This window comes from Longivirga aurantiaca (genome assembly GCF_042660085.1).
Lineage (GTDB): Bacteria > Actinomycetota > Actinomycetes > S36-B12 > CAIYMF01 > Longivirga > Longivirga aurantiaca.
The window spans coordinates 194,990-218,212 of record NZ_JBHSTI010000002.1; the positions used below are offsets into that span (position 1 = coordinate 194,990).

The following is a 23,223-nucleotide window of genomic DNA, read 5'->3' on the forward strand; positions in this document are numbered from 1 at the left end:
TGCCGAAGTTCCAGAAACCGCAACGGTTCTCTGGCACGTGCGTGCGTCAGGCGGGGTCCCGCGCGATCCAGTCCTGTGCCTCGGTCCGCGCCCGGGCCAGCGCGGCGCCTACCCGTGCGTCGCCCTCGAATACGCTGTCAGGGCCGATGACGTCGATGACGCCGCCGGCCCTCAGCTGCGGCATGACCCGCGCGTCCACGGACACGATCATGAGCCGGGAGCCGACGGCGTCGAGCTCGCCGGCATAGCGCACCAGGACGTCGACGAAGGTGGTGCCGAGGTCGGTGTGGCCACGCAGCCGGAGGATGACGACCGACCGCCGGCTGCTCGCCTCCACGCGTGGCAGCGCCGCTTCGAACACCGGTGCGGAGGCGAAGAAGAGGCTGCCGTACGGCTGCAGCACCACGGTCTCGCGCGGCGGCACCACCGCGACAGGGTCCACCTCGAGGACGTCGCCCGTGTCGGTGCTGACGCGCTGCTTGATCACGACCTTGTTCGACTGCTGCACGACGTGCAGCACCACGGACACGCCGACGCCGACGAGCACGGCGTACTGCAGGGGGACGACCATGGTCAGCACGAACGTCACACCGAGGACCGCGCGCTGGACCGTGCCCGTGCGCCACACCGCCTTGATGTCGGCGGGCTTGATGGTGCGGAAGCCCACGAGGATCAGCAGGCCGGCGAGCGCCGGCATCGCGAGGTAGCCGACGGCCGAGCCGAAGACCAGGACGACGACGGCCATCACGAGGGCCGCGATCATCGGCGCGACGCGGCTGCGGGCCCCGGCTGCGGCGTTGATGGCCGACGCTGATGCCGAGCCGCCCACCGGCATCCCGCCCGTGAAGGCGACGGCGGCGTTGGCCGCGCCCTGGCCGATGAAGTCGCGCGATGCGTCGGCGCGCTGGCCGTCGGGCCGTCCGTACATCGCGGAGATGCCCGCGCCCTGCACGAGCCCCACGAACGCCAGGGACGCCGCAGGCACGAGGAGCTGCGGCGCGAGATCCCAGGCGGGGAGCGTGATCGGCGGCAGGCCCTGCAGCTCGACGCCGAGGTCGTTGAGGGTCGCGACCGTGGTCCAGCCGAGGACGGCCGCCATCGCGGACGTCGCGATGACAGCGACGACGAGGCCCATCGAGCCGACGACGGTCCGCTCCAGCAGCACGATGAGCGCGATGGTGGCGGCGCCGATGATGACGCTGCGCCAGTCGAGCGACGCAGGTGACAGCACCGTGTTGATGGCTCGGATCACGCGATTGGCGCCGGGGGCGGCGTACCCGGTGAGGTTGGAGAGCTGGCCGAGGATGATGTTGACGCCGACGGCGTTCATGAAGCCGACGAGGACGGCGTTGGACACGAAGCGCAGCAGGCTGCCGAGCTTCAGGAAGCCCGCTGCCAGCATGACCGCACCGGTGAGGACGGCGAGGGTCGCGACCGCCTGCGACTGGTCGTCCATCGCGTGCAGCGCCGGCACGTCGGCGATGATCATCGCCATGGCGCCGGTCCCCTGCACCACCATGAACGCCGACGAGGTCACGGCCGCGCCGACGAGCGTGCCGACGAGGTAGCCGTACAGGCCGTTGAGCGGGCTCAGGCCGGCGAGGATGCCCGTCGCCAGGCCGTCGGGAACGCTCTGGACGCCGAGCACGAGCCCGGCCTGGGCGTCCTGCTTGAGGTCGCGGGTGAAGCGCGCCGGGAGGCGCAGGCCGCTCACGCGGGCTCCTCCTCGGGTGCGTCGCCCGACAGGATCCGCCCGCGGCTGATCTGCCAGCGCCACCAGGCGAACGTGAGGGCGCCGAGCGCCAGGGTCCCGAGGATCGTGACGACCCGCCACACCACGAGCGCGGCGACGATCTCCGGCTCGAACTCGACGCCCGCGGTCTCGGTGTAGGCGACGACGAGCGCGGCGTCGAGCACGCCGAGGCCGGCGAGCGGGAGAGCCGTGAGCGGGTAGGCGACGAAGAAGCTGCCGAGCACCAGCCCGACGGGCAGCAGCGACGAGTCGACGCCGACGAGCCGAAGGCAGAGCAGGACGATGAGCCCGTCGACGACCACCATCGCCGCGAGAGCTCCGAGCGACGGGGGGAGCCCGCGGCTGAGGCGCGTGGACATCGTGGCGCGGAAGCCGGCGACCTTGTCAGACCAGACGTCGACGTCGACGTCGTCGCGGAAGCGCCCGGCGGCGAGCGCCGCACGCCGGCCGATGAGGCGTGCGAAGCTCTCGCCGCGGGCCACCAGCACCAGCGTGACGATGATCGCGACGGCCACGACGAACGAGATCACCGCGGACCAGATCTGCCCGCTGGTGAGGTCGCGCCCGATCAGCAGCAGCACCCCGAGGATCGGGACGCCGAACCGGATGACGTAGAACGCCAGGCTGTTCAGCGTCACGCCGGGCATGCCGTCGACCGGGGCGATCCCCCAGGACCGGAACATCGAGATGCGCACCACGATGTCGCTGGGCGGGGGCGCCACGGTGCCGACGAGGTTGGCCGTCAGGTCGTTCTGGAAGCCGCGCCGGAAGCCGAGCCCCGGGACGAAGACCGACAGCGGGACCGAGTTGAACGCCTGGCGCAGCACCAGGAGGCCGGCGAGCGCCGGCACCTGCGCCCACTCGAGCTGGCCGAGCGCGGTCGCCACCTGGCGCCAGTCCACCGACCCCACCAGGTTGATGAGGATCCGGGCGACGACCAGCGAGATCGCCAGGAAGATGAGCGGCCGGACGAGCAGGATCCACCAGCGGCTCTGCCGGAACCGCCGGAAGGACTCGACCGCGCTCATGCGCGCGTCAGGGCCGTGGCCCCGCCCGAGGTCACTGCCGTGCCAGCGCCGTGGACAGCCGGAGCTGGGGGTCCACCAGGTGGTTGAAGTCGGCGTCGCCGTCGGCGAGCTCGATGAGGACCGTCTTCACCTCGCCCGTGAACGCGCTGCCGTGCGAGGTGTAGTCGTCGCTCACCGGGAGGCCGCTGTCGTGGCCGACGTCGCACGTCTCGTCGAGCGAGAACACCAGCGGCACGCTGCGCTCGAGCCTGCCCTCTGCCACCGCCTCGCCGTCCAGCGTCAGCGTGATGTCGCCACCGCGGGCCGGCCCTCCGCCGTCGTACGCGAAGGACATGACCAGGCGGTGTCTGCCCGGCGGGACGGGAGCCGTGCCGGCGACCTTGGTGACCTGCAGGCCCATGAGGTTGTAGCAGTAGACCGGCACGCCGTCGTGGCGCAGGTAGAGGCTCCACCCGCCGAACGCACCGCCCTGGGCGATGATCACGCCGGCCGCCCCGCCCTCGGGCACCTCGATGTCGGCGGCGACCGCGTGCGACACGTTCTTCACGTTGAGCACGGTCGCCTCGGTGAGGCGGCTCATGCTGCCGTAGAGGATCTGCGTGCGGCCCTTGATGAGCGTCGGCCGTCCGGCGATGGCTGCGTCGAAACGCTCGACGCGGCGGTCGTCGAGGGGGAGCACGTTGTACTTCCTCGCCTCGACGAGGAAGAGCTCCTGCAGCTCGCGCAGCTTGTCGGGCAGCTCAGCCGAGAGGTCGTTCGCCTGGGTCCAGTCGTCGGGGGAGTAGAGCTCCCACACGTCGTCGACGAACGCCGGCAGCTCGGCCATCGCCACCCACGGCGTCGCGTGCTTGGTGCACGCCGTCCAGCCCTCGTGGTAGATCCCGCGGTTGCCGCCGATCTCGAAGTACTGCGTCGTGTGGCGGTCGGCCGCCGCGGCGTCGCCGAACGAGTACGTCATGCTCACGCCGTGCAGGGGAGTCTGCTCGGCACCGTTGACCTGCTCCGGGTGCGGGATGCCGGCGACGTCGAGCACGGTGGGCGCGATGTCGATGACGTGGTGGAACTGGTTGCGGACGCCCGGCTCGGTGATGCCCTTCGGCCAGTGCACCACCGTGCCGTTGCGGGTGCCGCCCCAGTGCGAGGCCACCTGCTTCGTCCACTGGTACGGCGTGTCCATGGCGTGAGCCCAGCCCACCGAGAAGTGGTTGTACGCCTCGATGGTGCCGAACTTGTCGATGCGCGAGGCCATGAACTCGGGGGTCTCGAGGGCGGCTGCGCCGTTGAAGAAGAGGTACTCGTTGAAGCTGCCGTTGATGTGGCCCTCGGCCGAGGCGCCGTTGTCGCCGATCACGTAGAAGACCAGCGTGTTCTCGAGCGAGCCCAGGTCGTCGAGCGCGTCGACGAGGCGGCCGATGTGGTGGTCGGTGTGCTCGAGGAAGCCGGCGTACACCTCCATCTGGCGGGCAAGCACGGGCTTGAGCGCCTCGGGCATGTCGTCCCACGCAGGGATCTCGTCGTGGCGCGCGGTGAGCTCGGCCTCCTCGGGCACCACGCCGCGGCGCTTCTGCTCGGCGAAGATCCGCTCGCGCAGGGCGTCCCAGCCGTCGTCGAACTCGCCCTTGTACTTGTCGGCCCACTCGAGCGGCACGTGGTGCGGGGCGTGGGTGGCGCCCGGCGCGTAGTACATGAAGAACGGGCGGTCGGGGGTCAGGGCGGTGAGGCGGCGGACCCAGGCGATCGCCTGGTCGGTCATGTCCTCGGTGAAGTGGTAGTCGTCGTCCGCAATGCCCTCGGGCTCGATCGGCGTGGTGCCGCTGAAGAGCGCCGGGGCGTGCTGGTTGGTCTCGCCGCCGAGGAAGCCGTAGAAGTGCTCGAAGCCGCCGCCGCCGGTCGGCCAGGCGTCGAACGGACCCACCGGGCTGGTCTGCCAGACCGGCACCTCGTGGCACTTGCCGAACTGCGCCGTCGAGTAGCCGTTGAGCCTGAGCACCTCGGCGAGCGGCGCCGCCGACTGCGGGCGGATGGACGAGTAGCCGGGTGCGGCCGTGGCGATCTCGGTGATCGCCCCCATGCCGACTGCGTGATGGTTCCGGCCGGTGAGGAGCGCCTGGCGGGTGGGCGCGCAGAGGGCCGCGGTGTGGAAGCGCGAGTACGCCAGGCCGTTGTTCGCGAGCCGCTCGGCGACGGGCGTGCGGCACGGGCCGCCGAAGACGCTCGCGGCACCGAAGCCGACGTCGTCGAGCAGGATCACGAGGACGTTGGGCGCGCCCACCGGCGGCCGGATGGGCTGGATGGGCTCGAAGACCGCGCGCGGGTCCTTGGCGTCGTCGTAGACGGGCCCGTCGTACTGCTTGTCCGGGATCGGGAGGTGGGTGCGGTCCATGACGTCGGGCTCCCTCGTCGAGATCGGCTGCAGACGCCTCGGGACGAAGCCCGTCACGCGGTCTGACTGATCGTCACCTGCGAGCAGGATTCAACCATCCCGGCAGCCGCTGGCAGGAGTGTTCGCAGGAGCGCACCCGCCGCGGCACCGGTCGGGGCGTGGGGGTCGTCGGACGTCCCGAACGGGTCGGCCGCCCAGGGATCGAACCCAGGACCTGCGGATCAGGAGCCGGGCCCGGACCTCCGTCAACTCGTTGATCGGCGCCTCGGCGGGAGTGACCTCGGACACGTCACTAAACTGAAAGCGGACGCTGCCGCCTCGCGTACGGCCGTCCGCGGAGGTGCGCTATGAGCGCCACCCTGATCCGCCGCCTGCTGTCCATGACCTCAGCAGCGGCGTTGGCCATCGCGATCACCGGGCTCGCAGCACCGGCCGCGACGGCCGAAGCACCACCCACCCTCACGGTCGACCCCGTCTCCGACCTGGTCTCCGGGGGGTCGTTCACGCCCGGTAGCGACGTCTCTCTGTGGCTCAACGGCGTGCTGGTCGCCGACAGCTTCACCCAGATCGACCCGCAGTGCGGCGACTGCGGGTTCTTCTTCCAGAACCCCGAGGTCGACATCGCCATCGGGGACACAGTCACCGTCACGGCCGGCGTGACGGTGACCTACGTCGTGGCTCCGCTGGTCATCACCTCGGTGAGCGCGGCGGCGATCCACGGTGAGTCCGCGCCTGACGGCGCCACGGTCGTCGTCACCCGCGACGACGACGAGGCGACGCTCGAGGCCCAGGTCGTCGCCGGCGACTGGGCCGTCGACCTCACCCCATGGCAGCTGGGAGTCGGCAACGCCGGAACGGTCGTGCAGACCGACGAGGCCGGCAACAGCACGTCTCTCGCATGGAGCGTCCCTGCGTTCACCGCCGACCCCGGCCAGGATCACGTCAGCGGCTGGGGGTTCGGCCGTCCGGTCACGGTCACGATCGGCGGCGTCAGCTGGACCGGTGACCGGATCGAGTACGAGGGCGACAGCTTCAACGTGTACTTCGGCCCTGGGCCGGGCAGCACCGAACCTGACATCGTGCCGGGCACGACGGTCACGGTCACCGGGCCCTACGCGTCCAAGTCGCTGACGGTCGTCGACCTGGGCCTCACCGGTTGGGACGTCGCGCAGAACACCCTCTGGGGCACGACCGACGATCCCGACCCGAACCACGCGCTGTTCCTGTGGGTGTCCCGGCCTGACGCCGACACCAACCTCACCGTCTTCGCCGACGGCGGCGTCTGGCTCGCCGACCTCGGCGCGGACGGCAGCGGCTACGAGCTGCGCATCAACGACAGGCTCGAGATCGCCCAGGTCGACGCCGACGGCGACGAGACCCAGGTGCACCGAGTCGTCGCCGGACCTCGTTTCACCGTCGGGCTCGAGGTGCAGGAGGTCGTCGGGCTCGACTGGCCTCTCGGTCAGGACGTCGTGCTCACCGTGGAGCGGGCCGGCACGTCCGTCTTCAGCGCCACGACGAGTCCCACCGCGGCCACCGAGGCCTACGGCGGGTGGCTCATGACCGGCGAGGGCGGCCGGGTGTACTTCGACCTGACCAAGGGTCCGATCCAGACGGTGCCGGGAGACGTCCTGACGATGAGCAGCGGGAGCGTCGTCAAGACGCAGGTGATCCCCTCGCTCACGGTCGACCTTCCGGACTACGCCGCCGACAGTGTCTCGGGAACTGCCGACCTGCCGGAGGACAGCTTCCTGACGCTGTCCGCGGACACGTTCTGGAACGGCCCCCCGATGCACGGGCTCGGCTCGGGCGGTGACTGGTCGTGGGCGTTCACCACGGACCAGGGCACCCCGGACGAGAGCACCGAGTACGACATCACCGAGTCGTCCATGCCGTTCGTCTTCGCGACCGATGCGGACGGCGACATGACCGAGTCGCACGCGCCCGTCCCCGACGTCCGGGTCGACCCGATGGCCGACCGCGTGTGGGCGTCCGACTTCGCGGGCCCGACGACCCTGACCATCACGAGCGGGACGACCACCTACACCGGGTCGGCGGATCCCACGAACGTGCTCACCCGCGGGTCGTGGAACCTCGACATGTGGGTGGAGCGGACGGGCAACCTGCCGCGTCCGGCAGTGTCGCTCTACGACCTCGCCGGCGTGTTCGACATCCGGGGCGGTGACCACATCTCGGTCACCGACGGCGTCAGCACCCGCGAGCTCGTGGTCGCCGACATCACCGTTGATACCGCGAACGCGTCGACCGACGTGATGAGCGGCCACGCCACCCAGCCGCTCACCCTGCACATGGGCGACGGCGAGGGCGGGTACTGGGGGTACGGGGTCACGCCGGTAGACGGCCAGTGGAGCTACTGGTTCGAGCCCGGCGTCTTCCCGAACCCTCCCGACGGCATCCCCGCGGGGATGCACCTCCAGGCGGTGGACGGCGGGACGGTCGTGCGTGTCACGGCGACCGCGACGCCGATCGAGCCGTCGGAGCTCGTCCCCACGGTGCAGGCGCTGCACCTCAAGGCGAGCACCGAGCGCGCGCTGCTGGCAACCCTGCAGTCCGCGCAGAGGTCCTACGACAGGAGCAAGGTCAAGGCGGGCAACGCGTCCATGGAGGCGTTCATCATCCAGGTCACGAAGCTCTCTCCCAAGACGATCCCGACGGCGGCCGCGAACCAGCTCGTGGCCGATGCCCGGGCGGTGATCGCCGCGCACAGCGGCTGAGCGCGCAACTGCGCACAGCACACCGGGCAGGGTCCGTCACAACGACGGGCCCTGCCGCGTGGCGGCGTAGTCGTCGGCGGCACCCGCAGAGCCGCCGGTGCGGTCCGTCGATCGGCACCTCAGGGCAGCGGGACGAGGCCGACGTCGCCGACGAGGACTGTCGCCGTCTCGCCCGGCTCTGCCTCGATCTCCCACTCCCGGAAGAAGGCCCGCGCGCCTTCGCGGGAGCCCCAGCAGGCCAGGGCGTAGAAGGCGCTGCCGTCCTCGGCGTACCAGGCTCGGTGGAACCGGCACCCATGGCCGGCCGCCGAGTGCTGCATCTCCTCGGTGATCCAGGTGAGCCGCTTCTCGTACATGGACTGCGCCGTCTGCCCGTCGTTGGTCGGCGCAGGCGCGCGGAAGAGGATCCACATGCGGTCAGGGTAGGCGTGGCGATGCGGCGCGTCCGGGATCCGCGCTCAGCGGCAGCGCGCGTACTCGGCGCACACTGGGCTCGCCCCCGGCCGCTGAACCCGGGCGTGCCGTGGGAGCCGAGCACCGGGGGCACGTCGGTGTGGACGCGGGCCATCGTGCTCGCCAACAGCGCAGGCGTGGACAACGGAGAGCCGCCCATCGAGGCGCTACGGCTGCACGACCTGCGCCACACGGCGGCACGCCTGATGCTGGCGAGCGGTATGGACATGCACCAGGTCGCCACGGCTCTCGGCCACGCCGGCTCCTCCATCACGGTCGAGGTCTACGCGCATCTGCTGCCCAGCGAGGTCGTTCCGAGCAGCGAGCGCGACGACGCGTTGATGGCCGAGGAGCGCACCCGCGCGCAGGAACCGGTCGAGCGCGTCAGGATCCTCCGCCGGGCGTGGGCCGGCGACGACGGCACATCGGAGCGCGATTTGGTAGTGGAAAGTCGGGGCCGAGCGCGAGGTTCCACTACCAAATCGGCCATCCGCGGCGGCGCCGGCCGCCGGTTGTTCCTCGGTTTCGCAGGCGCCGCTCCGTTGGAGGGGGCGGAGGGGTGAACGCCCCGAACGACAGGGGCGTAACCCAGCGTTTGCGCTGGTAGAACGGGTGGGCGCCTGGGGACCGAACCCAGAACCCGCGGATGGAGAGCGCGACCGGCGGTACGTGCGACTCCCTCCCGGCCGCGCGTAGATCGGCCGATGTCGCTTGGTGCGCATGGAAAGCCGGGCCGGTACGACTGTGCCTGGGCGAGATCGGCAACGGTGCAGAGGCCCGGCTCCCCGAGGGCTCGACGCCCACGCGCGCGACGCACGTACGCCAAGGGGCTGTAGCCGCGCCGTAGGCCGGGCGGTGTCCGGTGTGCCGCATGGCCAACCGTCGGGCATGCGCGTCGGCAGCTGCCCCGGAGGCCGTGCAACGCAGACCGCGGCGGCGTAGCGTCGTCGGCGAGGGGTTGATCATGACCGGATCGCCTGATGGTCTGCGCGCGGAGCCGTCGTACCTCGGACCCGAGTGGGCTGCTGCCGGGGCGCTGGCCCTGGTGGTGGCAGCCGCAGGGCCGCTGCTGCGCACGCTGTTCCCCATCCTCTACGTGATCGGGGAGGACTGGAGCTATCCAGGGGTCGGTGCGGTCGGGCTGCTCCTCTACCTCTCGCCGCTGCTGGCCGTGCTCGCGTTCCGCGCGCGTCCTCGCACGGCGGTGAGGCTCGGCGCCGCGATGCTGCTGGCAGCCGCTGTGGGCCTCGTCGCGGTCGCGCCGATCAGCCGGTACGTGGCTGCGGCAGCAACCGTCCTGGCTCTCGTCGGCGTCACGCTCGTCGCCCAGCATCTCGCTGCTGCGGGCAGCGGCCGTCGGCTGCTGCTGGTCGGCGCCGTCGTCGGCCTGACGTTGGACACAGCGGTCCGGGGGCTGCTGATCACGTGGGACCTGGTGTGGCGTGCGGCCGGGTTGGCCTCCGCCCTCTCGCTGCTCGTGCCTGCGACGGCGGTGCTCCTGGCATGGTGGGCGACCCGGCGCGATCCGCCGCGGACGGCTGTCGAACCGGCGAGCCGGTCGGCCGTCGTGGGGATCGGCGGGCTGATCGCGCTCGCGGCCCTGTTCCTGCAGAACCCCGGCTACGTGTCGGCGATGACGGGCTGGCCGTTCTGGGCCGGTGTCGCCGTCGTGCTGCTCGCCGACGCGCTGGCGCTCGTCGGCCTCGCGGCAGCTGCCGCGCGGGCGCCGCACGCTCTCGTGGTGGGCCTGCTGTCGGCCCTCGCCGCGGTGAGCACGGTGCTCGTGACCGTGGCCGCCGGCGCGGTGTCGTCGGTGCTCGTGGTCGTCGCCTGGGCGGCACTCGTCGCGCTGGTGTCGGTCGCGCTCGCGGCCGATCCAGCCCATCCCACCCGGGCGCCGTGGCTCGCAGGCCCGGCACGTGCCGCGGGGGCCGCCGCATTCGGTCTCGCCGTGGTCTTCCTCTGGCAGTTCTACATCGACACCGCGCTGCCCTTCCCACGCTGGGCCATCGCGCTGCTGCCCGTCCTCGTCGTCGCTGGCTCCGCGCTGCTGGCGGTACGCCGGGATCCGGGCGGTGCGCCCGCCGCACGCCGTCCCGCGCTCATGGGCGCCCTGGCAGCGACCGCCGCCGCGGTCGTCTGCGCCGCGTTCCTCGTGGCGACGACTCCCGCTGGCTCCTCCGCAGCGGCGTCCGGTCGCACGGTGACCGTGATGACGTACAACATCCGGAGCGCGTCGGACGTCGACGGCCAGATCCGGCCCGACGTCGTCGCCGACATCGTGCGCGAGTTCGACCCCGACGTGCTGTTGCTGCAGGAGACCGGCAGGGGCTGGCCCATCCACGCGTCGACCGACGTCGCGGCGGTCCTGGAACGCGAGCTGGGGTACGCCGCAGCCTTCATGGGATCGGCCGACGACACGTTCGGCAACGTGGTGCTGTCGCGCCTGCCGTTCGACGTGACCGCGACCGGCTACCTGCCCGACGTGGGCGGCCAGCGCCGCAGCTACATCGCCGTGATGGTCGATGTCGGCGGCAGCCCGCTTCTCGTGGTGAACAGCCATCTCGAGGACAGGTCCGTGCCCCAGATCGAGGCGCTCCTGGCCGTCGCCGGCGACACGTCGCCGGCGGTCGTGCTCGGCGACCTGAACACCTGGCCCGACCTCGAGGAGGCTGCGGCCTTCACAGCAACGGGTCTCGTCGACGTGGTCGATGCGTCCGGCGACGTGTGCCGCACGACCTCGGCGCAGCCGACCCGGCCGTGCGACCGCCCCGACTGGATCCTGGTAACGCCGGATCTGGCGATCGACGCCGTCTCGATCGGGACGGTGCCAGCATCCGACCACCTGCCGATCGTGGCCACGCTGACCCTGCCCTGACGGCGGTTGCGCAACGCCGCGCCGTCGAAGCCCGACAGCTCGCCCGGCCGATGTCCGCGGCCCGGGCGTCCTCAGAACCGGACCTGCGGGGGAGGCTCCTGGCCCTCCGCCGCCTGGTAGAAGGCGCGGGGCCGGACGCCTGCCGGTCCGGCCATCCACATCCAGGGGATGGTGGCCAGGCTGGTGTTCAGCGTCGAGACCGAGTCGTTGTAGTACTGCCGGGCGAACGCGAGCTGGTCCTCGGTGGAGGCCAACTGCTCCTGCAGGGAGATGAACCCCTGCGACGCCTTGAGGTCGGGATACGCCTCGGCAACGGCGTTGATGTGCAGGATGCCGCGCTGGAGCGCGGCCTCGGCCGCTGCGCGCTGCTCGACCGTCGCGCCGGCACCGGTCGCGCTCGCCACCTGCGCACGTGCCTGGGTCACCTCGTCGAAGACGGCGCGCTCGTGGGCGGCGTAGCCCTTCACCGTCTCCACGAGGTTGGGGACGAGGTCGGCGCGCCGCGTCAGCTGGACGTCGATGCCCCCGAGCGCCTCCTGCGCCGAGACGTCCTGCGTGCGCAGCCGGTTGAAGGCCACGGCGGCGAGGACGAGCCCGACCACGACCACCATCACCAGCACGACGATCCAGATCATCGTCCGCTCCTCTCCTCGACGTCGTACCGCGCGCGGTCGACCGTCACCAGGAACCGCCGCCACCGCCACCGCCGCCACCGAACCCGCCTCCGCCGCCGCCACCGCCACCGCTCGAGTGCGCGGAGGAGTAGGCGGCCACGGAGGTGTTGACGGCGACGTCGAAGGTGCTGAAGCTCCCGGCCTCGAAGTCAGACCAGCCGTAGTTGCCGGCGTACCACGTCGGCGCGGGGGTCTCGCGGCCCATGGATGTGCGGTACATCCCGGCCCACGCGTCGGCGCAGCCGAATGCGACGGCGTACGGGACGTAGGCGATCCAGAGGGAGTCCCGCGCTGCGAAGTCGTACCTGTCCTCCGACGACGGCGTCGAGAGGAACGTCCGGAACCCCAGAGCCTGCATCCAGGCCTCCCGCGCCCCCGGTGTCCGGCGCCGCGCCATACCGGTGGCGAGGACCGGTGCGCCGACGAGCGCGAAGGCGACGAAGGGAAGCCCCAACAGCATCGGCGTGTTCAGGCCGAGCACGGCACCGATCCCCAGGCTGAGCATCACGGCGACCCGACCGGCGACGACGACGGGGTCGCGCCGCCACAGCCCTGCCCCCGCCCAGTCGTCCACTGCCGTCTCCAGCGCGGCGACCGTGTGCCGCACCAGTGCGCCCGTCGGCTCGTCGGCCCTTGCGGTGAACGTGTCACCCGTCTCGTCCAGCTGGAGTCCCGCGAGGACCGCCTCGGCGACGGGGTCCAACGGCGACCGGGCGTACCCCGTCCGCCGGACGGCCCAGGCGCCGTGGTCGCCCTCGAGCGTCACGACGCCGAGGTCGGCGAGGTGCAGCACCGTCGCCGTGAGCGCGTGGTCGCCCGTCGTCTCCGTGATCAGGTACTCGCACTGCACGGGTCCGAGGCCCCGAGGCGGCTCGTACACGAGCGGTGCTCCCGGCGGCCTCTCGCGAGCCCGCCACACGAGCGCCGCGGCGGCGGCCGCCCCGCAGAGGGTGAGCACGAGGAGGAACCCCACGAATCCGGGGTCGTCACCGAGGTACAGGTCCCAGGCGGGACCCCACGGCAGTTGCGAGCCCGCCCCCGGCGTCGCGGCGGAGTAGGCGGCCACCTCGACGCCGGTGCGCGGCCTCATGTCGCCCACGCGGACGCTGATCGAGGTCGTCCCTGTCCCGTCCACGGTGCACCCGTCCGGTGCCGTCGTGCGGCACATCGCCTCGGTCACCGGGCTGGGCAGCCTCACGTGCGCCGAACCGCTGAGGATCCGCATCTCCCAGAACGGTGCGACGACCCACCAGGCGAAGACCGACTGCTCGCTGCCGTCCCGCGCGCCGCTGACCGTCGCGCCCAGCGTCGCGACGTCGCGCACCGGGCGCAGGACGTCGCTCACCGTGTAGCTCAGGACGTAGCGGTGCGACCCGGCGGCGAGCAGCACGTCCGGGTCGCCGATCTTGGCCACGACGACCGTGCCCTCGCGCCAGACCTCCAGAGGTTCGGGACTGCCGTCCCGGGTGGCGTACACCTCCGTGACCCTGGAGCGGGCCGAGCTGTCGACCGGGTCGGCCTCGTCCCAGAAGCGGTAGACGCCATGCCGCCCGTACGGGAAGACCGCGTCGAAGGTCTCCACCACGGTCAGCGTCCCGTCGGCGGTGACGTCGAGGTCGGCGTTGAACCAGGTCACGACGACGGGGTCCGGCTCGCTCGAGCCCCCGGAGGACGGGCCGGCTCGGAGGAACCACAGCACCCCGCCGCCGACCACGACCAGGGCGAGCATGGCCAGGGTCGCCATCGCGACCGAGATCTGCGGCTTCTGGCGCTGTGCGCTCATGGGACGCCTCCCGCTCGACTGCGAGGCTAGTCGCGTCGGCAGGGTCGTTGCAGGTCCGGCGAGCCGTGACGCGACCGCCCGGTGAGGAGCGTGCGGGTCGTCCCAGGCGGGCCGACGTTCAGGCGCGTAGGGCCTCGGCGAACTCCTGGAACTCGTTGACGAGGACGTCCTGTCGACCTCGGTGTGGGCGAGGGAGAAGCCACTGCTCGTCGAGCCCGGGCGGGGTGGGGACGCCGCGGTTGACCCCCACAGCCACGACTGCCGGGCGGCACCGAAGCGGTGCGCTCGTTGTCCGCACGTGCTCCGACCGGGACAGGTTCGCCTTCGCCATCTTCAGCAGCAGCATGTTCATCACGTGGCAGAAGACGATCGGCGGGCGTCCGACCCTCTTGCTGGGTTTCCGCTGGGGCCTTCACAGACGACAGAGGCGCACTCCAGCGTTTGCGCTGGTAGATCGGGTGGGCCGCCTGGGGATCGAACCCAGAACCCGCGGATTAAAAGTCCGCTGCTCTGCCAGTTGAGCTAACGGCCCGACGTACCTCGGGACTGTAGCCGCAGGCAGGCGCCAGTCGTCGCGTCAGTGGTCGTCCAGGCCGGTGAGGCGGGGAGCGAAGGTGGCGCCGCCGTCCACGGACTCGTGGACCTTCCCGCCCCCGAGCACGGCGACCCGTCCGTCCGCCGCTGCGAACGCCTCGGGCCGCGCGCCGATCCCGCCGGTCCGGATCCATGTCGCACCACCGTCGGACGATACGTGCGCGGCCCCATCCGGGGAGACGCCGTACGCCGTGCCCGCGGAGAAGGCGACGAAGGCCAGCAGCGGCGCCTCGGCGATGGGGCTCCACGACGTGCCCGCGTCGGTCGACAGCAACGGCCCGTTCTCGGTGGTGGCGAGGGCTCGGCCCGGAGAACTCGGGTCCAGCGCGACGTCGAAGACGCCCGGGTTGTCCAGCCTGGTCCAGCTCGCCCCCTTGTCCTGCGAGCGCAGCAGGGCGCCGTCGTGGGCGGAGACGCCCAGGACCGTCGCGCCCGAGGCGGTGAGCCGGTGGAAGTCGACCTCCCCGAGCAGGCTCACCGTCGTCCAGGTGCGTCCGTCGGCCGAGGCCCGGAGGCCGAGGTCCGCGGGCAGGTCGTCATCGGGTGCGGGGTGGCCGGAGGCGAGCCACCGGCGGCCGTCGTAGGCGAGCCCCATGACGTCGAACCCGGTCTCGCTGCGCAGCTCGGGCGCTCGCCCCTGCTGCTGGAGGAACAGGCCGCCGTGGGTGCCGAGGACGAGCGTGTCGCCGTCGTAGGCGAGGTTGTGAACGTGCCCCCAGCCGATGCCGTCGACATCGACGGGCACGGTTGCCGGCGGCGTGCCGGCGGGGGAGGGCGGAGCGGATGAGGCGGGGGAGGCCGACGCCGAGGCTGCGGCCGTCGGCGGCGCGGGAGCGGCAGTCGCGCCGCACGCGGTCAGCAGGAGGGCGCCGGCCGTCGCGGCGGCGGCCGGCGTCGACCGGTCGAGGACCCGGCGGAGGTGGTGCGTCCGGCGTTCGCTCATGAGGTGATCCGCTCCTCGTGGTGCTCGTGGACGACGTCCCTGCCGCAGGGACGGATAACGGCCGGCCAGTGTTCCCGCCGGACCCTGCGGCGGGGCTCACATGCCGGGCCGCGGGTGCCCGGGGAGCGGAGCCCGGCCGCATCGCGGACAATGGGACCACCCTCGACCCGAGCCCGAGAGAAGCGCCGTGACCACCGACCCGCAGACCGACGTCGTACGAACCGACGTCCTGGTCGTCGGCGCCGGCCCCGGCGGGTCCTCCGCTGCGATCCACCTGGCCCGGCTCGGCCGTGACGTGCTGCTCGTGGACGGCGCGGAGTTCCCGCGCGACAAGGCCTGCGGCGACGGCCTCACGCCGCGCGCAGTGGCCGAGCTGCAGACGCTGAAGCTCGACCACATCCTGGAGGGCGGCCCGGTCAACAAGGGGCTGCGCGGCCACGGCTTCGGCCGCAGCCTCATGCTCCCGTGGAACGGACCGCACCTGCCCAAGCACGGCTCCGCCATCGCGCGCACCGTGCTCGACAACGCGCTGCGCGACGCCGCCCTCGACGCCGGCGCCACCGGCCTCGACGGGCACAAGGCCGTCGACGTCGAGCTGACGGGCGGCCGCCTCACGACCGTCCTGCTGCGCGGCCGCGACGGCACGGTCCGCGTCGAGGCCGAGCACGTGATCGTGGCCGACGGCGGCAAGTCGCACCTCGGCCGCCTGCTCGGGCGCGCGTGGCACAAGGAGACCGTGTTCGGCGTCGCGTCGCGCGCGTACGCGACGAGCCCGATGGCCGACGACCCGTGGATCACCTCGCACCTCGAGCTCCGCGACGAGTCCGGCCGCATGATGGGCGGCTACGGCTGGGTCTTCCCGCTCGGCAACGGCCTCGTCAACGTCGGCGCGGGCACCCTCGCGACGAGCAAGCGACCGGCCAACATCAACCTGCGCAAGCTCACCGAGGAGTACGCCCGCCAGCGCCGCGACGAGTGGCAGCTCGGCGAGCTCACCGGCTACGGCTCGGCGCCGCTGCCCATGGGCGGCGCGGTCAGCAACGTGGCGGGCCGCAACTGGATGCTCATCGGCGACGCCGCCGCGTGCATCAACCCGCTCAACGGCGAGGGCATCGACTACGCGCTCGAGACCGGGCGCCTCGCGGCCGAGCACATCGTCGAGAGCGGCGCGCGTCCGGACTTCACGGCGTCCTGGCCGGCCGAGCTCTACGCCGAGTACGGCGAGGCCTTCTCCATCGCGCGACGCCTCGGCATCCTCATCACCCACGAGCGGCTGCTCGCGATGTCGGGCCCGATCGGGATGCGCATCCCCGCGATCATGGCGGTCGCCTTCCGCGTCATGGGCAACCTCGTCACGCCCGAGGACAGCGACGTCGTCGCCAGGGCCTGGCGCACCGCCGGCCGCGCCTCGCTGCGCCTCGACCGCCGCCGCCCTTTCCACTGATCCCCCCGGCTTGGCTGGGTGGGGAATCCGTCGTAGAGAGCACGCGCGTTACCCAGCCACGCCGGTGCTCGGGTAGCTGCGTGGGGAATCCGTCGCAGAGCGCACGCTCGTTACCCGGGTAACGTGGCGCAATGACGTCGACCGCCGACAAGGCCGCCCTCCTGCAGCAGCTGCACGCCGACCCCGAGCTGCTCGTGCTCGTCAACGTCTGGGACGTCATCACCGCGCAGGTCGCCGCGGCAACGCCCGGCGTGAGGGCGATCGCCACGGCCAGCCACTCGATCGCCGTCGCGCACGGCTACCCCGACGGCGAGGTGATCCCGCGCGACGAGATGCTCGAGACGGTCGGGCGTATCGCCGCCGCCGTCGACCTGCCTGTCACGGCCGACCTCGAGGCCGGGTACGGCGACGCCGGCGAGACCGCGCGCCGCGCGATCGACCTCGGCGTCGTCGGCATGAACCTCGAGGACCAGCTGAAGCCGCTGCCCGACGCCGTCGCCGCGGTGCGCGCCGTGGTGCAGGCCGGCGAGGCGGCGGGGATCCCGTTCGTGCTCAACGCCCGCACCGACGCGTTCCTCCGCGCCGGCGACAAGGACCCCGACGCCGTCCTCGCCGATGCGATCGAGCGCGGCAAGGCCTACCTCGACGCTGGCGCCTCCACCTTCTTCGCACCGGGCAGGCTCACCGAGGACCAGGTCGAGGCGATCGTCGCGGCGGTCGGCCCGCAGAAGCTCAACCTCATCGCGGTGCCCGGAGCGATCCCGCTCGCGACGATGCGGCGCCTCGGCGTCGCGCGGGTGAGCTTCGGCCCGTGGAGCCAGAACGTCGCGCTCACGGCGTACGCCGACCTCGTCGCGTCGGCGGTCGACGGCGGCGGCGTGCCCGACGGGACGCGCCGCTTGAACTAGCGGGCACCGTCCGTCACCGCCATCCGACTCGACGGCGGCGGCTCGACGTCCCTCTGGGAGCGCAGGACGGTCGGCGGCACGCTGCTGCGCCTCGACCGCCCGGCCACGGAGTACGAGCTGCCCCTCGTGGACGCCGTCGCCTTCCGCGCCGTCTGACGCGCTAGAGGTCGATGCGGGTGCCGATGGCGATCACGCGGTCGGACGGCAGGCCGAAGAACTGCGACGGTGCCTGCGAGTTGCGGTGCAGGAAGGCGAAGAACTTCTCGCGGTGCTCGGGCACCGACCCGGCGTCGGTGCCCGCGAACTTGCGCTCCGACAGGTAGTACGTGGCCACCGACTCGACCTTGCCGAGCACCGAGGAACGCAGCGCGGCAGGGATGTCCGGCGTCTCCATATAGCCCACGGGGATGACGATGCGACGGACGCCCTTCATCACGTCGATGATCTCGGGCGGCCCGTCGGCGACGGGGATGCTGACCGTGCGCACGGTGACGACGAGCACCTCGGCCGGCATCGCGTGCAGCACCTTGATCTGGGAGCTGAGCGCGGCGGGCACGTCCTCGGCCGGGGAGGCGAGATAGACGCCGACGCCCGGCACCCGGGTGATGCTGCCGTGCTTGAGCTCCTCCGCGATGCTCGGCCAGTGGACGGCGGTGCGCGCCATGTAGTTGTTGAGCGCGCGGTAGCCGTTCGACCAGCCGATCATCACGAGCATGACCACGGCGCCGAACGCGACGGGCACCCAGCCGCCCCTGAGCAGGTTCGACAGCGTCCCGACGAGGAACGTGAAGTCGACCACCAGGAACAGGGTCGTGAACGGCCAGAGGCGGTATCCCGGCCAGCCCCAGGTGCGGCTCGCGACGGCGTGGAAGGCGATCGTGGTGATGAACATCGTGCCCGCGATCACCAGCACGTACGCGTGCGCGAGGGCCGACGACGACTGGAAGGCCACCACCACGGCGATGCAGAGCGCGCCGACCGTGACGTTCACGAAGGGCACGTAGATCTGGCCCTCGTGGTCGGCGTGCGTGTGCTTGATGGACAGGCGCGGCAGCACGCCGAGCTGGATGCCCTGCCGCGCGAGGGAGAACACGCCGGTGATGAGCGCCTGCGACGCGACGACGGTGGCGGCGGTGGCGAGGATGACGAGCGGCAGCGTGCCGCCGTCCGGTGCCAGCCCGAAGAACGGGTTCTCCGCCATCTCGGGGTTCTCGAGGACGAGCGCGGCCTGGCCGAGGTAGCAGAGCACGAGCGCCGGCCCCACGAGGAGCGCCCACGACAGCCGGATCGGGCGGCGGCCGAAGTGGCCCATGTCGGCGTACAGGGCCTCGGCGCCGGTCACCGCCAGGATCACCGACGAAGCGACGGCGAGCGACACCCAGCCGTGCGAGGCGATGTAGCCGAAGGCGTACGACGGCGACAGCGCGAGGAGCGCGTCCGGGCGGGCGGCCAGCCGGAACACGCCGAGCGCGGCGATCACGAGGAACCACAGCACCATCACCGGGCCGAAGAACTGGCCGATGCGATGGGTCCCCCGCGACTGCACCGAGAAGAGCAGGACGAGGATCACCACGGCGATCTCGACCGCGTAGGCGCCCAGGCCGGGGCGCACGAGCTCGAGACCCTCGGTGGCCGACAGCACGCTGATCGCCGGCGTGAGGACACCGTCGCCGAAGAGCAGGGCGGTGCCCACCAGCACGAGGAGGAAGAGCAGCCGCTCCCTGCCGGTGGAGCTCTCACGGATGCGGCGGGGCATGAGTGCCAGAAGGCTGAGGATGCCGCCCTCGCCGTGGTTGTCCGCCCGCATCACGATGAGGAGGTACTTGATCGTCACGACGATCATGAGGGCCCAGAAGATGAGCGACACGAGGCCGAAGACGTCGTCGAGGTCCCGGCCGCTGGTCGCGAAGGACTCCTTGAAGGCGTACAGCGGGCTCGTGCCGATGTCGCCGAACACCACGCCCGTGGCCCCGAGGGTCAGCGCGAGCGTGCCCGTGCGTCCCTGCGCCCTGGTCACGGCCGGAAGGCTACCTGCCGCCGTCGGGCGCACGTGAGTCACCGTTCCGGGTGGCACCCGTCGGGCCCGGGGGTGAAGACTGTCGGGGACACGAAGGAGCCCACCATGGCTGACAAGGCGGCGTCCGGCGCCAGCGAGGACACCAAGGCCAAGTTCCTCGAGGCCCTTGAGAAGAAGAAGAACGGCCACGCCAAGCCCGGCGAGCACAAGCACGACGGACCCGACCACGCGCACGGCGAGCACGGGGCGGCCGGCGGCAAGCGCGAGTTCCGGCGCAAGTCCGGCGGCTGACCTGACCGACGGCCCGCTCCCGTGGGCCGTCGGTTCGCGCTGGACTACGTATCGGCTGCGGCAAACGGCCCTGCGCGGCGCCCGTGCACCGGCACGATGGCGCCCATGACTGGGAACCCGGCACAGACCATCGCCTACCCCGCGCCGGGGTCGCGCCCGCGCAAACAGAGCTCGGAGCGCACCCTCCCGCACGTCATCGTGCTGTTCGGCGCCACCGGCGACCTGTCCCGCCGCAAGCTGCTGCCGGGCCTCGTGCACCTCACGACCTCCGCCCTCGCCCCCGACATCCGTGTCGTCGCCACCTCCCTCGAGGACTACGACGACGACGCGTTCCGCCGGTTCACCAAGGACGCGCTCGACGAGTTCGGCACGCATGCGCTGTCCGACGAGGCCTGGGCGACGTTCGCCGACCAGCTCAGCTACGTCCCGACGTCTGCCGGCCCGGACGCACTGGCCGAGGTCGTCAACCGCGAGCGGGCGGCCCTCGGCGAGGAGGCGCACCTGCTGCACTACCTGAGCGTGCCGCCGCGCTCGGCATTCGAGGTGATCGCCATGCTGCGCGAGGCCGGGCTGGTGCAGGACTCCCGGGTCGTGATGGAGAAGCCGTTCGGCACCGACCTCGAGACGGCCATCCACCTCAACGACCACCTGCACGAGACCTTCTCCGAGGAGCAGATCTTCCGCATCGACCACTTCCTCGGGAAGGAGGCTGCGCAGAACATCCTCGCCTTCCGCTTCGCCAACGGGCTCTTCGAGCCCATCTGGAACCGCAACTTCATCGACCACGTGCAGATCGACATCCCCGAGACCCTCGACCTCGGGAAGCGCTCGGCCTTCTACGAGGCCACCGGTGCCTACAAGGACATGGTCGTCACGCATCTCTTCCAGGTGCTGGCGTTCGTGGCGATGGAGCCGCCGACGGCGCTGGAGCCGCGGGCGATCAGCGAGGAGAAGAACAAGGTCTTCCGCTCGCTGCTGCCGATCGATCCCGCGAACGTCGTGCGCGGCCAGGTGGCCGGCTACAAGGACCAGCCCGGTGTCGCCCCCGACTCCGACACCGAGACCTTCATCGCGCTGCGCTGCGACATCGACAACTGGCGCTGGGCGGGTGTCCCGTTCTACCTGCGCACCGGCAAGCAGATGGCCGAGGGGCAGCGCATCATCTCGATCGCCTTCAAGGAGGCACCACGGACGATGTTCGCCGCCAACTCGGGTGTCGGGGCGGCCGGGCCGGACCACCTGACCTTCGACCTCGCCGACGCCTCGAAGGTCTCCCTGTCCTTCTACGGCAAGCGGCCCGGACCGGGCATGTTCCTCGAGAAGCTGTCGATGCAGTTCTCCACCCAGGACACCGAACGGGCGGGCGACGTCCTCGAGGCGTACGAGCGGCTGCTCCTGGACGCCATGCGCGGCGACCACACGCTCTTCACGACGTCCGAGGGCATCGAGAGCCTGTGGGCGCGGTCGCAGGACCTGCTCGACGACCCGCCGCCGGTGAAGCCGTACGGCGTCGGCACGTGGGGGCCGAACGCCATCCACCAGCTCATCGCGCCGCACGCCTGGCGGCTCCCGTTCGAGCGGGTCTGGCGCGAGCAGAGGTAGGTCAGCCGAGCGCCCCCCAACGCGGGGGGACAAGCACATACGTCGTCCGGGCGCGGTCCCGTGCCGCGCTGCGGCGCATCCGTTCAGGCATCGAGGGCCACCGCCGTCGTGATCGCGGCCAGCGCACGACGGTCGCCGGTGCGGGCGTGGACGTCGAGGGCAGTGTCGGCCAGCTTCACGACGTGCTCCCCACCGTGGAGCACCGCGCTCTCCCAGATCTCGTCCGCGGTCGCCTCGGTGCTGCGCCCAGGGCCGTCCGCGGCGGGTCGGTACGCCGCGAGCACCGCCGCAGTGGCTGTCCAGGCGGCATCGAGGCTAGGCCGCCACAGCTCGCGCGGGAGCGTCGGCAGGGTCCGTGCGACGGCGTTGGGCGCGGTTGCCGCGTGCACGAGCATCGTCGGGTTCCCGACCGCGATGCGCGGGTAGGCGAGCACGACCGCGTCGACCACGGCGTCCAGGACCGCGGGGACGTCGGCGTCCGACTTCGGACGGCGCAGGGCCGAGGCCTGCTCGGGCCAGCCGTCGGTGGTGGCCAGCTGGGCGAGCCGGTCGCGGATCCCGCCCTCCTGCCTCGCGACGCGGGGAAGCGTCGCCAGGAGTGCACCGGGGTCGGCGTCCCCGTGAACTGGGGCGAGCGGCACGGCCTGCCAGCGAGCAGCCCAGTAGCCGAGGGCGTGCGCGAGCTCGGTCACGCGCGGCTGCGTCACCTCGCTGCGCAGCGCGTGCACGGCGTGACCGACCCGGATGACGCCGTGCGTCGCGCCGGCCGCGATCCCGGGCAGCAGCACCGGCCACCACGTCGCGAGGACGTCGGTCCATGCCGCCTCGTAGAGCTCCCGCTCGAAGAAGCCGATCCAGTCGGCGAGCCGGCGCCCGTCGCCGAGCGCTTCGGATGTGTCGGCACGGCCAAGCCGGGCCCACGGTCGCGGCATCTCCTCGAGCCGGAGCGCGTAGTCGTCGGTCCACTGGTGGACGACGGAGCCGGAGCCGCGACGCGCGAGCGCCTCGACGGCCATCGGCCCGTGGTTGGACAGCCAGCCCTCGAACTCGGGGCCGGTGGCGTGGAGGCGCTCGAGCGCCTCGTCATAGGTACCTGCGGCGGTTGTCTGCATGCGACCATGACAGGACATCAAGTGGACTTGAGGTCAAGCATGAAGACGTCCGATCTTCTGAGCATCGGCGAGGTGGCCGAGCGCAGCGGCCTCGCTCCGTCCGCCCTTCGCTACTACGAGACGCTCGGCCTCATCACCAGCACGCGCACGGCGGGCGACCGTCGGCGCTACCGCCGGTCGGTGCTGCGGAGGCTCGCGGTGATCCGATCGGCGCAGAACGTCGGGCTGGCGCTCGACGAGATCGCCGGGTCCCTCGCCGACCTGCCGGCGGACACCGCCCCCACCAAGGCACAGTGGGCGCGGATCTCGGCCCGGTGGCGGCCGCTGCTCGACGCGCGGATCCGCGACCTCGAGGCCGTCCGGGACAACCTCTCCAGCTGCATCGGCTGCGGATGCCTGTCGATGCGCCAGTGCGCGCTGTTCAACCCCGCCGACGAGCTCGGGGCGCAGGGGTCCGGACCCCGTCGCAAGGTGCCCCTGCTGGACGCCGTGCCGCCCCGACGCGAAGCGGCGCGGTGACGAGGAACGGTCACCAGAAGGCCGCTCAGCGCTGTGTGAATCTAGGGGTCCACAGGTGCCCTTCAGGGGCGCCTCGTGACCGCTGTCAGGGGGCGCAGCGCGCGGG

17 protein-coding genes and 1 tRNA gene are annotated in these 23,223 nt (G+C 71.9%); 8 read left to right on the forward strand and 10 right to left on the reverse strand.

What is annotated here, in order from left to right; all coding sequences use genetic code 11:
* Positions 1-46 precede the first annotated feature (46 nt).
* The 3 genes from ACFQGU_RS01105 to ACFQGU_RS01115 are packed head-to-tail and all read right to left on the reverse strand — an operon-like array spanning position 47 to position 5,164.
* On the reverse strand, positions 47-1,714 hold the full coding sequence (locus ACFQGU_RS01105) for a SulP family inorganic anion transporter (protein WP_386763503.1): 1,668 nt from the start codon (positions 1,712-1,714) through the stop codon (positions 47-49).
* The gene (locus ACFQGU_RS01110; protein ID WP_386763504.1) at positions 1,711-2,781 is read right to left on the reverse strand and encodes a hypothetical protein; all 1,071 of its coding nucleotides are present in this window, start codon (positions 2,779-2,781) and stop codon (positions 1,711-1,713) included. Before ACFQGU_RS01110 ends, ACFQGU_RS01105 begins: the two co-directional genes overlap by 4 nt.
* Positions 2,782-2,812: 31 nt before the next feature.
* Complete coding sequence (locus ACFQGU_RS01115) at positions 2,813-5,164, reverse strand: arylsulfatase (RefSeq protein ID WP_386763505.1); 2,352 nt, start codon at positions 5,162-5,164, stop codon at positions 2,813-2,815.
* 347 nt (positions 5,165-5,511) lie between these two features.
* Here ACFQGU_RS01115 and ACFQGU_RS01120 point away from each other — a divergent pair, with 347 nt between their 5' ends.
* Positions 5,512-7,899 (forward strand): FIMAH domain-containing protein, encoded by a 2,388-nt coding sequence (locus tag ACFQGU_RS01120; protein WP_386763506.1) that lies wholly within the window; start codon positions 5,512-5,514, stop codon positions 7,897-7,899.
* Positions 7,900-8,018: 119 nt separating this feature from the next.
* Here ACFQGU_RS01120 and ACFQGU_RS01125 read toward each other — a convergent pair whose 3' ends face one another.
* The gene (locus tag ACFQGU_RS01125) at positions 8,019-8,312 is read right to left on the reverse strand and encodes a hypothetical protein (RefSeq protein WP_386763507.1); all 294 of its coding nucleotides are present in this window, start codon (positions 8,310-8,312) and stop codon (positions 8,019-8,021) included.
* A 156-nt stretch (positions 8,313-8,468) separates the two neighbouring features.
* Between ACFQGU_RS01125 and ACFQGU_RS01130 the strand changes: the two genes are divergently transcribed.
* The gene (locus tag ACFQGU_RS01130; RefSeq protein ID WP_386763508.1) at positions 8,469-8,915 is read left to right on the forward strand and encodes a tyrosine-type recombinase/integrase; all 447 of its coding nucleotides are present in this window, start codon (positions 8,469-8,471) and stop codon (positions 8,913-8,915) included.
* A gap of 401 nt (positions 8,916-9,316) precedes the next feature.
* Entirely contained in the window at positions 9,317-11,230 is a 1,914-nt protein-coding gene (locus tag ACFQGU_RS01135) for an endonuclease/exonuclease/phosphatase family protein (RefSeq protein ID WP_386763509.1), read from the forward strand.
* A 71-nt stretch (positions 11,231-11,301) separates the two neighbouring features.
* Here the strand turns inward: ACFQGU_RS01135 and ACFQGU_RS01140 are convergent, their stop codons facing one another.
* The 4 genes from ACFQGU_RS01140 to ACFQGU_RS01155 form a co-directional block, all read right to left on the reverse strand.
* Complete coding sequence (locus tag ACFQGU_RS01140) at positions 11,302-11,865, reverse strand: LemA family protein (RefSeq protein ID WP_386763510.1); 564 nt, start codon at positions 11,863-11,865, stop codon at positions 11,302-11,304.
* 43 nt (positions 11,866-11,908) lie between these two features.
* Positions 11,909-13,687 (reverse strand): DUF2207 domain-containing protein, encoded by a 1,779-nt coding sequence (locus ACFQGU_RS01145; protein WP_386763511.1) that lies wholly within the window; start codon positions 13,685-13,687, stop codon positions 11,909-11,911.
* 459 nt (positions 13,688-14,146) lie between these two features.
* Positions 14,147-14,219, reverse strand: a tRNA-Lys gene (locus ACFQGU_RS01150).
* 45 nt (positions 14,220-14,264) lie between these two features.
* Positions 14,265-15,224 (reverse strand): F510_1955 family glycosylhydrolase, encoded by a 960-nt coding sequence (locus tag ACFQGU_RS01155; protein ID WP_386763512.1) that lies wholly within the window; start codon positions 15,222-15,224, stop codon positions 14,265-14,267.
* Between the two features lie 187 nt (positions 15,225-15,411).
* Between ACFQGU_RS01155 and ACFQGU_RS01160 the strand changes: the two genes are divergently transcribed.
* Together ACFQGU_RS01160 and ACFQGU_RS01165 are read left to right on the forward strand one after the other, a co-directional pair.
* Entirely contained in the window at positions 15,412-16,668 is a 1,257-nt protein-coding gene (locus ACFQGU_RS01160; protein WP_386763513.1) for a geranylgeranyl reductase family protein, read from the forward strand.
* A gap of 131 nt (positions 16,669-16,799) precedes the next feature.
* The gene (locus ACFQGU_RS01165; RefSeq protein WP_386763514.1) at positions 16,800-17,576 is read left to right on the forward strand and encodes an isocitrate lyase/PEP mutase family protein; all 777 of its coding nucleotides are present in this window, start codon (positions 16,800-16,802) and stop codon (positions 17,574-17,576) included.
* A 160-nt stretch (positions 17,577-17,736) separates the two neighbouring features.
* Here ACFQGU_RS01165 and ACFQGU_RS01170 read toward each other — a convergent pair whose 3' ends face one another.
* On the reverse strand, positions 17,737-19,593 hold the full coding sequence (locus tag ACFQGU_RS01170) for a potassium transporter Kup (protein ID WP_386763515.1): 1,857 nt from the start codon (positions 19,591-19,593) through the stop codon (positions 17,737-17,739).
* Between the two features lie 105 nt (positions 19,594-19,698).
* Here ACFQGU_RS01170 and ACFQGU_RS01175 point away from each other — a divergent pair, with 105 nt between their 5' ends.
* Positions 19,699-19,884: a DUF5302 domain-containing protein gene (locus tag ACFQGU_RS01175; RefSeq protein ID WP_386763516.1), complete on the forward strand. Its 186-nt coding sequence runs from the start codon at positions 19,699-19,701 to the stop codon at positions 19,882-19,884.
* Between the two features lie 96 nt (positions 19,885-19,980).
* Complete coding sequence (zwf, locus tag ACFQGU_RS01180) at positions 19,981-21,486, forward strand: glucose-6-phosphate dehydrogenase (RefSeq protein ID WP_386763517.1); 1,506 nt, start codon at positions 19,981-19,983, stop codon at positions 21,484-21,486.
* Positions 21,487-21,569: 83 nt separating this feature from the next.
* Here zwf and ACFQGU_RS01185 read toward each other — a convergent pair whose 3' ends face one another.
* Positions 21,570-22,598 carry a hypothetical protein gene (locus ACFQGU_RS01185; protein WP_386763518.1) on the reverse strand — a complete coding sequence of 343 codons (1,029 nt, stop codon included), beginning with the start codon at positions 22,596-22,598 and terminating at the stop codon, positions 21,570-21,572.
* Positions 22,599-22,637: 39 nt separating this feature from the next.
* Between ACFQGU_RS01185 and soxR the strand changes: the two genes are divergently transcribed.
* A complete protein-coding gene (soxR, locus tag ACFQGU_RS01190) occupies positions 22,638-23,117 on the forward strand; it encodes a redox-sensitive transcriptional activator SoxR (RefSeq protein WP_386763519.1) in 480 nt (159 codons plus the stop codon).
* The last annotated feature ends 106 nt before the right edge of the window (positions 23,118-23,223 follow it).

Excerpts from the sequence above, each read along its gene's own strand:
- ACFQGU_RS01110 (WP_386763504.1), bottom strand. The coding sequence starts at position 2,781 with ATGAGCGCGGTCGAGTCCTTCCGGCGGTTCCGGCAGAGCCGCTGGTGG.
- ACFQGU_RS01115 (WP_386763505.1), bottom strand. The coding sequence starts at position 5,164 with ATGGACCGCACCCACCTCCCGATCCCGGACAAGCAGTACGACGGGCCC.
- ACFQGU_RS01120 (WP_386763506.1), top strand. The coding sequence starts at position 5,512 with ATGAGCGCCACCCTGATCCGCCGCCTGCTGTCCATGACCTCAGCAGCG.
- ACFQGU_RS01125 (WP_386763507.1), bottom strand. The coding sequence starts at position 8,312 with ATGTGGATCCTCTTCCGCGCGCCTGCGCCGACCAACGACGGGCAGACG.
- ACFQGU_RS01135 (WP_386763509.1), top strand. The coding sequence starts at position 9,317 with ATGACCGGATCGCCTGATGGTCTGCGCGCGGAGCCGTCGTACCTCGGA.
- ACFQGU_RS01140 (WP_386763510.1), bottom strand. The coding sequence starts at position 11,865 with ATGATCTGGATCGTCGTGCTGGTGATGGTGGTCGTGGTCGGGCTCGTC.
- ACFQGU_RS01145 (WP_386763511.1), bottom strand. The coding sequence starts at position 13,687 with ATGAGCGCACAGCGCCAGAAGCCGCAGATCTCGGTCGCGATGGCGACC.
- ACFQGU_RS01155 (WP_386763512.1), bottom strand. The coding sequence starts at position 15,224 with ATGAGCGAACGCCGGACGCACCACCTCCGCCGGGTCCTCGACCGGTCG.
- ACFQGU_RS01165 (WP_386763514.1), top strand. The coding sequence starts at position 16,800 with ATGACGTCGACCGCCGACAAGGCCGCCCTCCTGCAGCAGCTGCACGCC.
- ACFQGU_RS01175 (WP_386763516.1), top strand. The coding sequence starts at position 19,699 with ATGGCTGACAAGGCGGCGTCCGGCGCCAGCGAGGACACCAAGGCCAAG.
- zwf (WP_386763517.1), top strand. The coding sequence starts at position 19,981 with ATGGCGCCCATGACTGGGAACCCGGCACAGACCATCGCCTACCCCGCG.
- ACFQGU_RS01185 (WP_386763518.1), bottom strand. The coding sequence starts at position 22,598 with ATGCAGACAACCGCCGCAGGTACCTATGACGAGGCGCTCGAGCGCCTC.
- soxR (WP_386763519.1), top strand. The coding sequence starts at position 22,638 with ATGAAGACGTCCGATCTTCTGAGCATCGGCGAGGTGGCCGAGCGCAGC.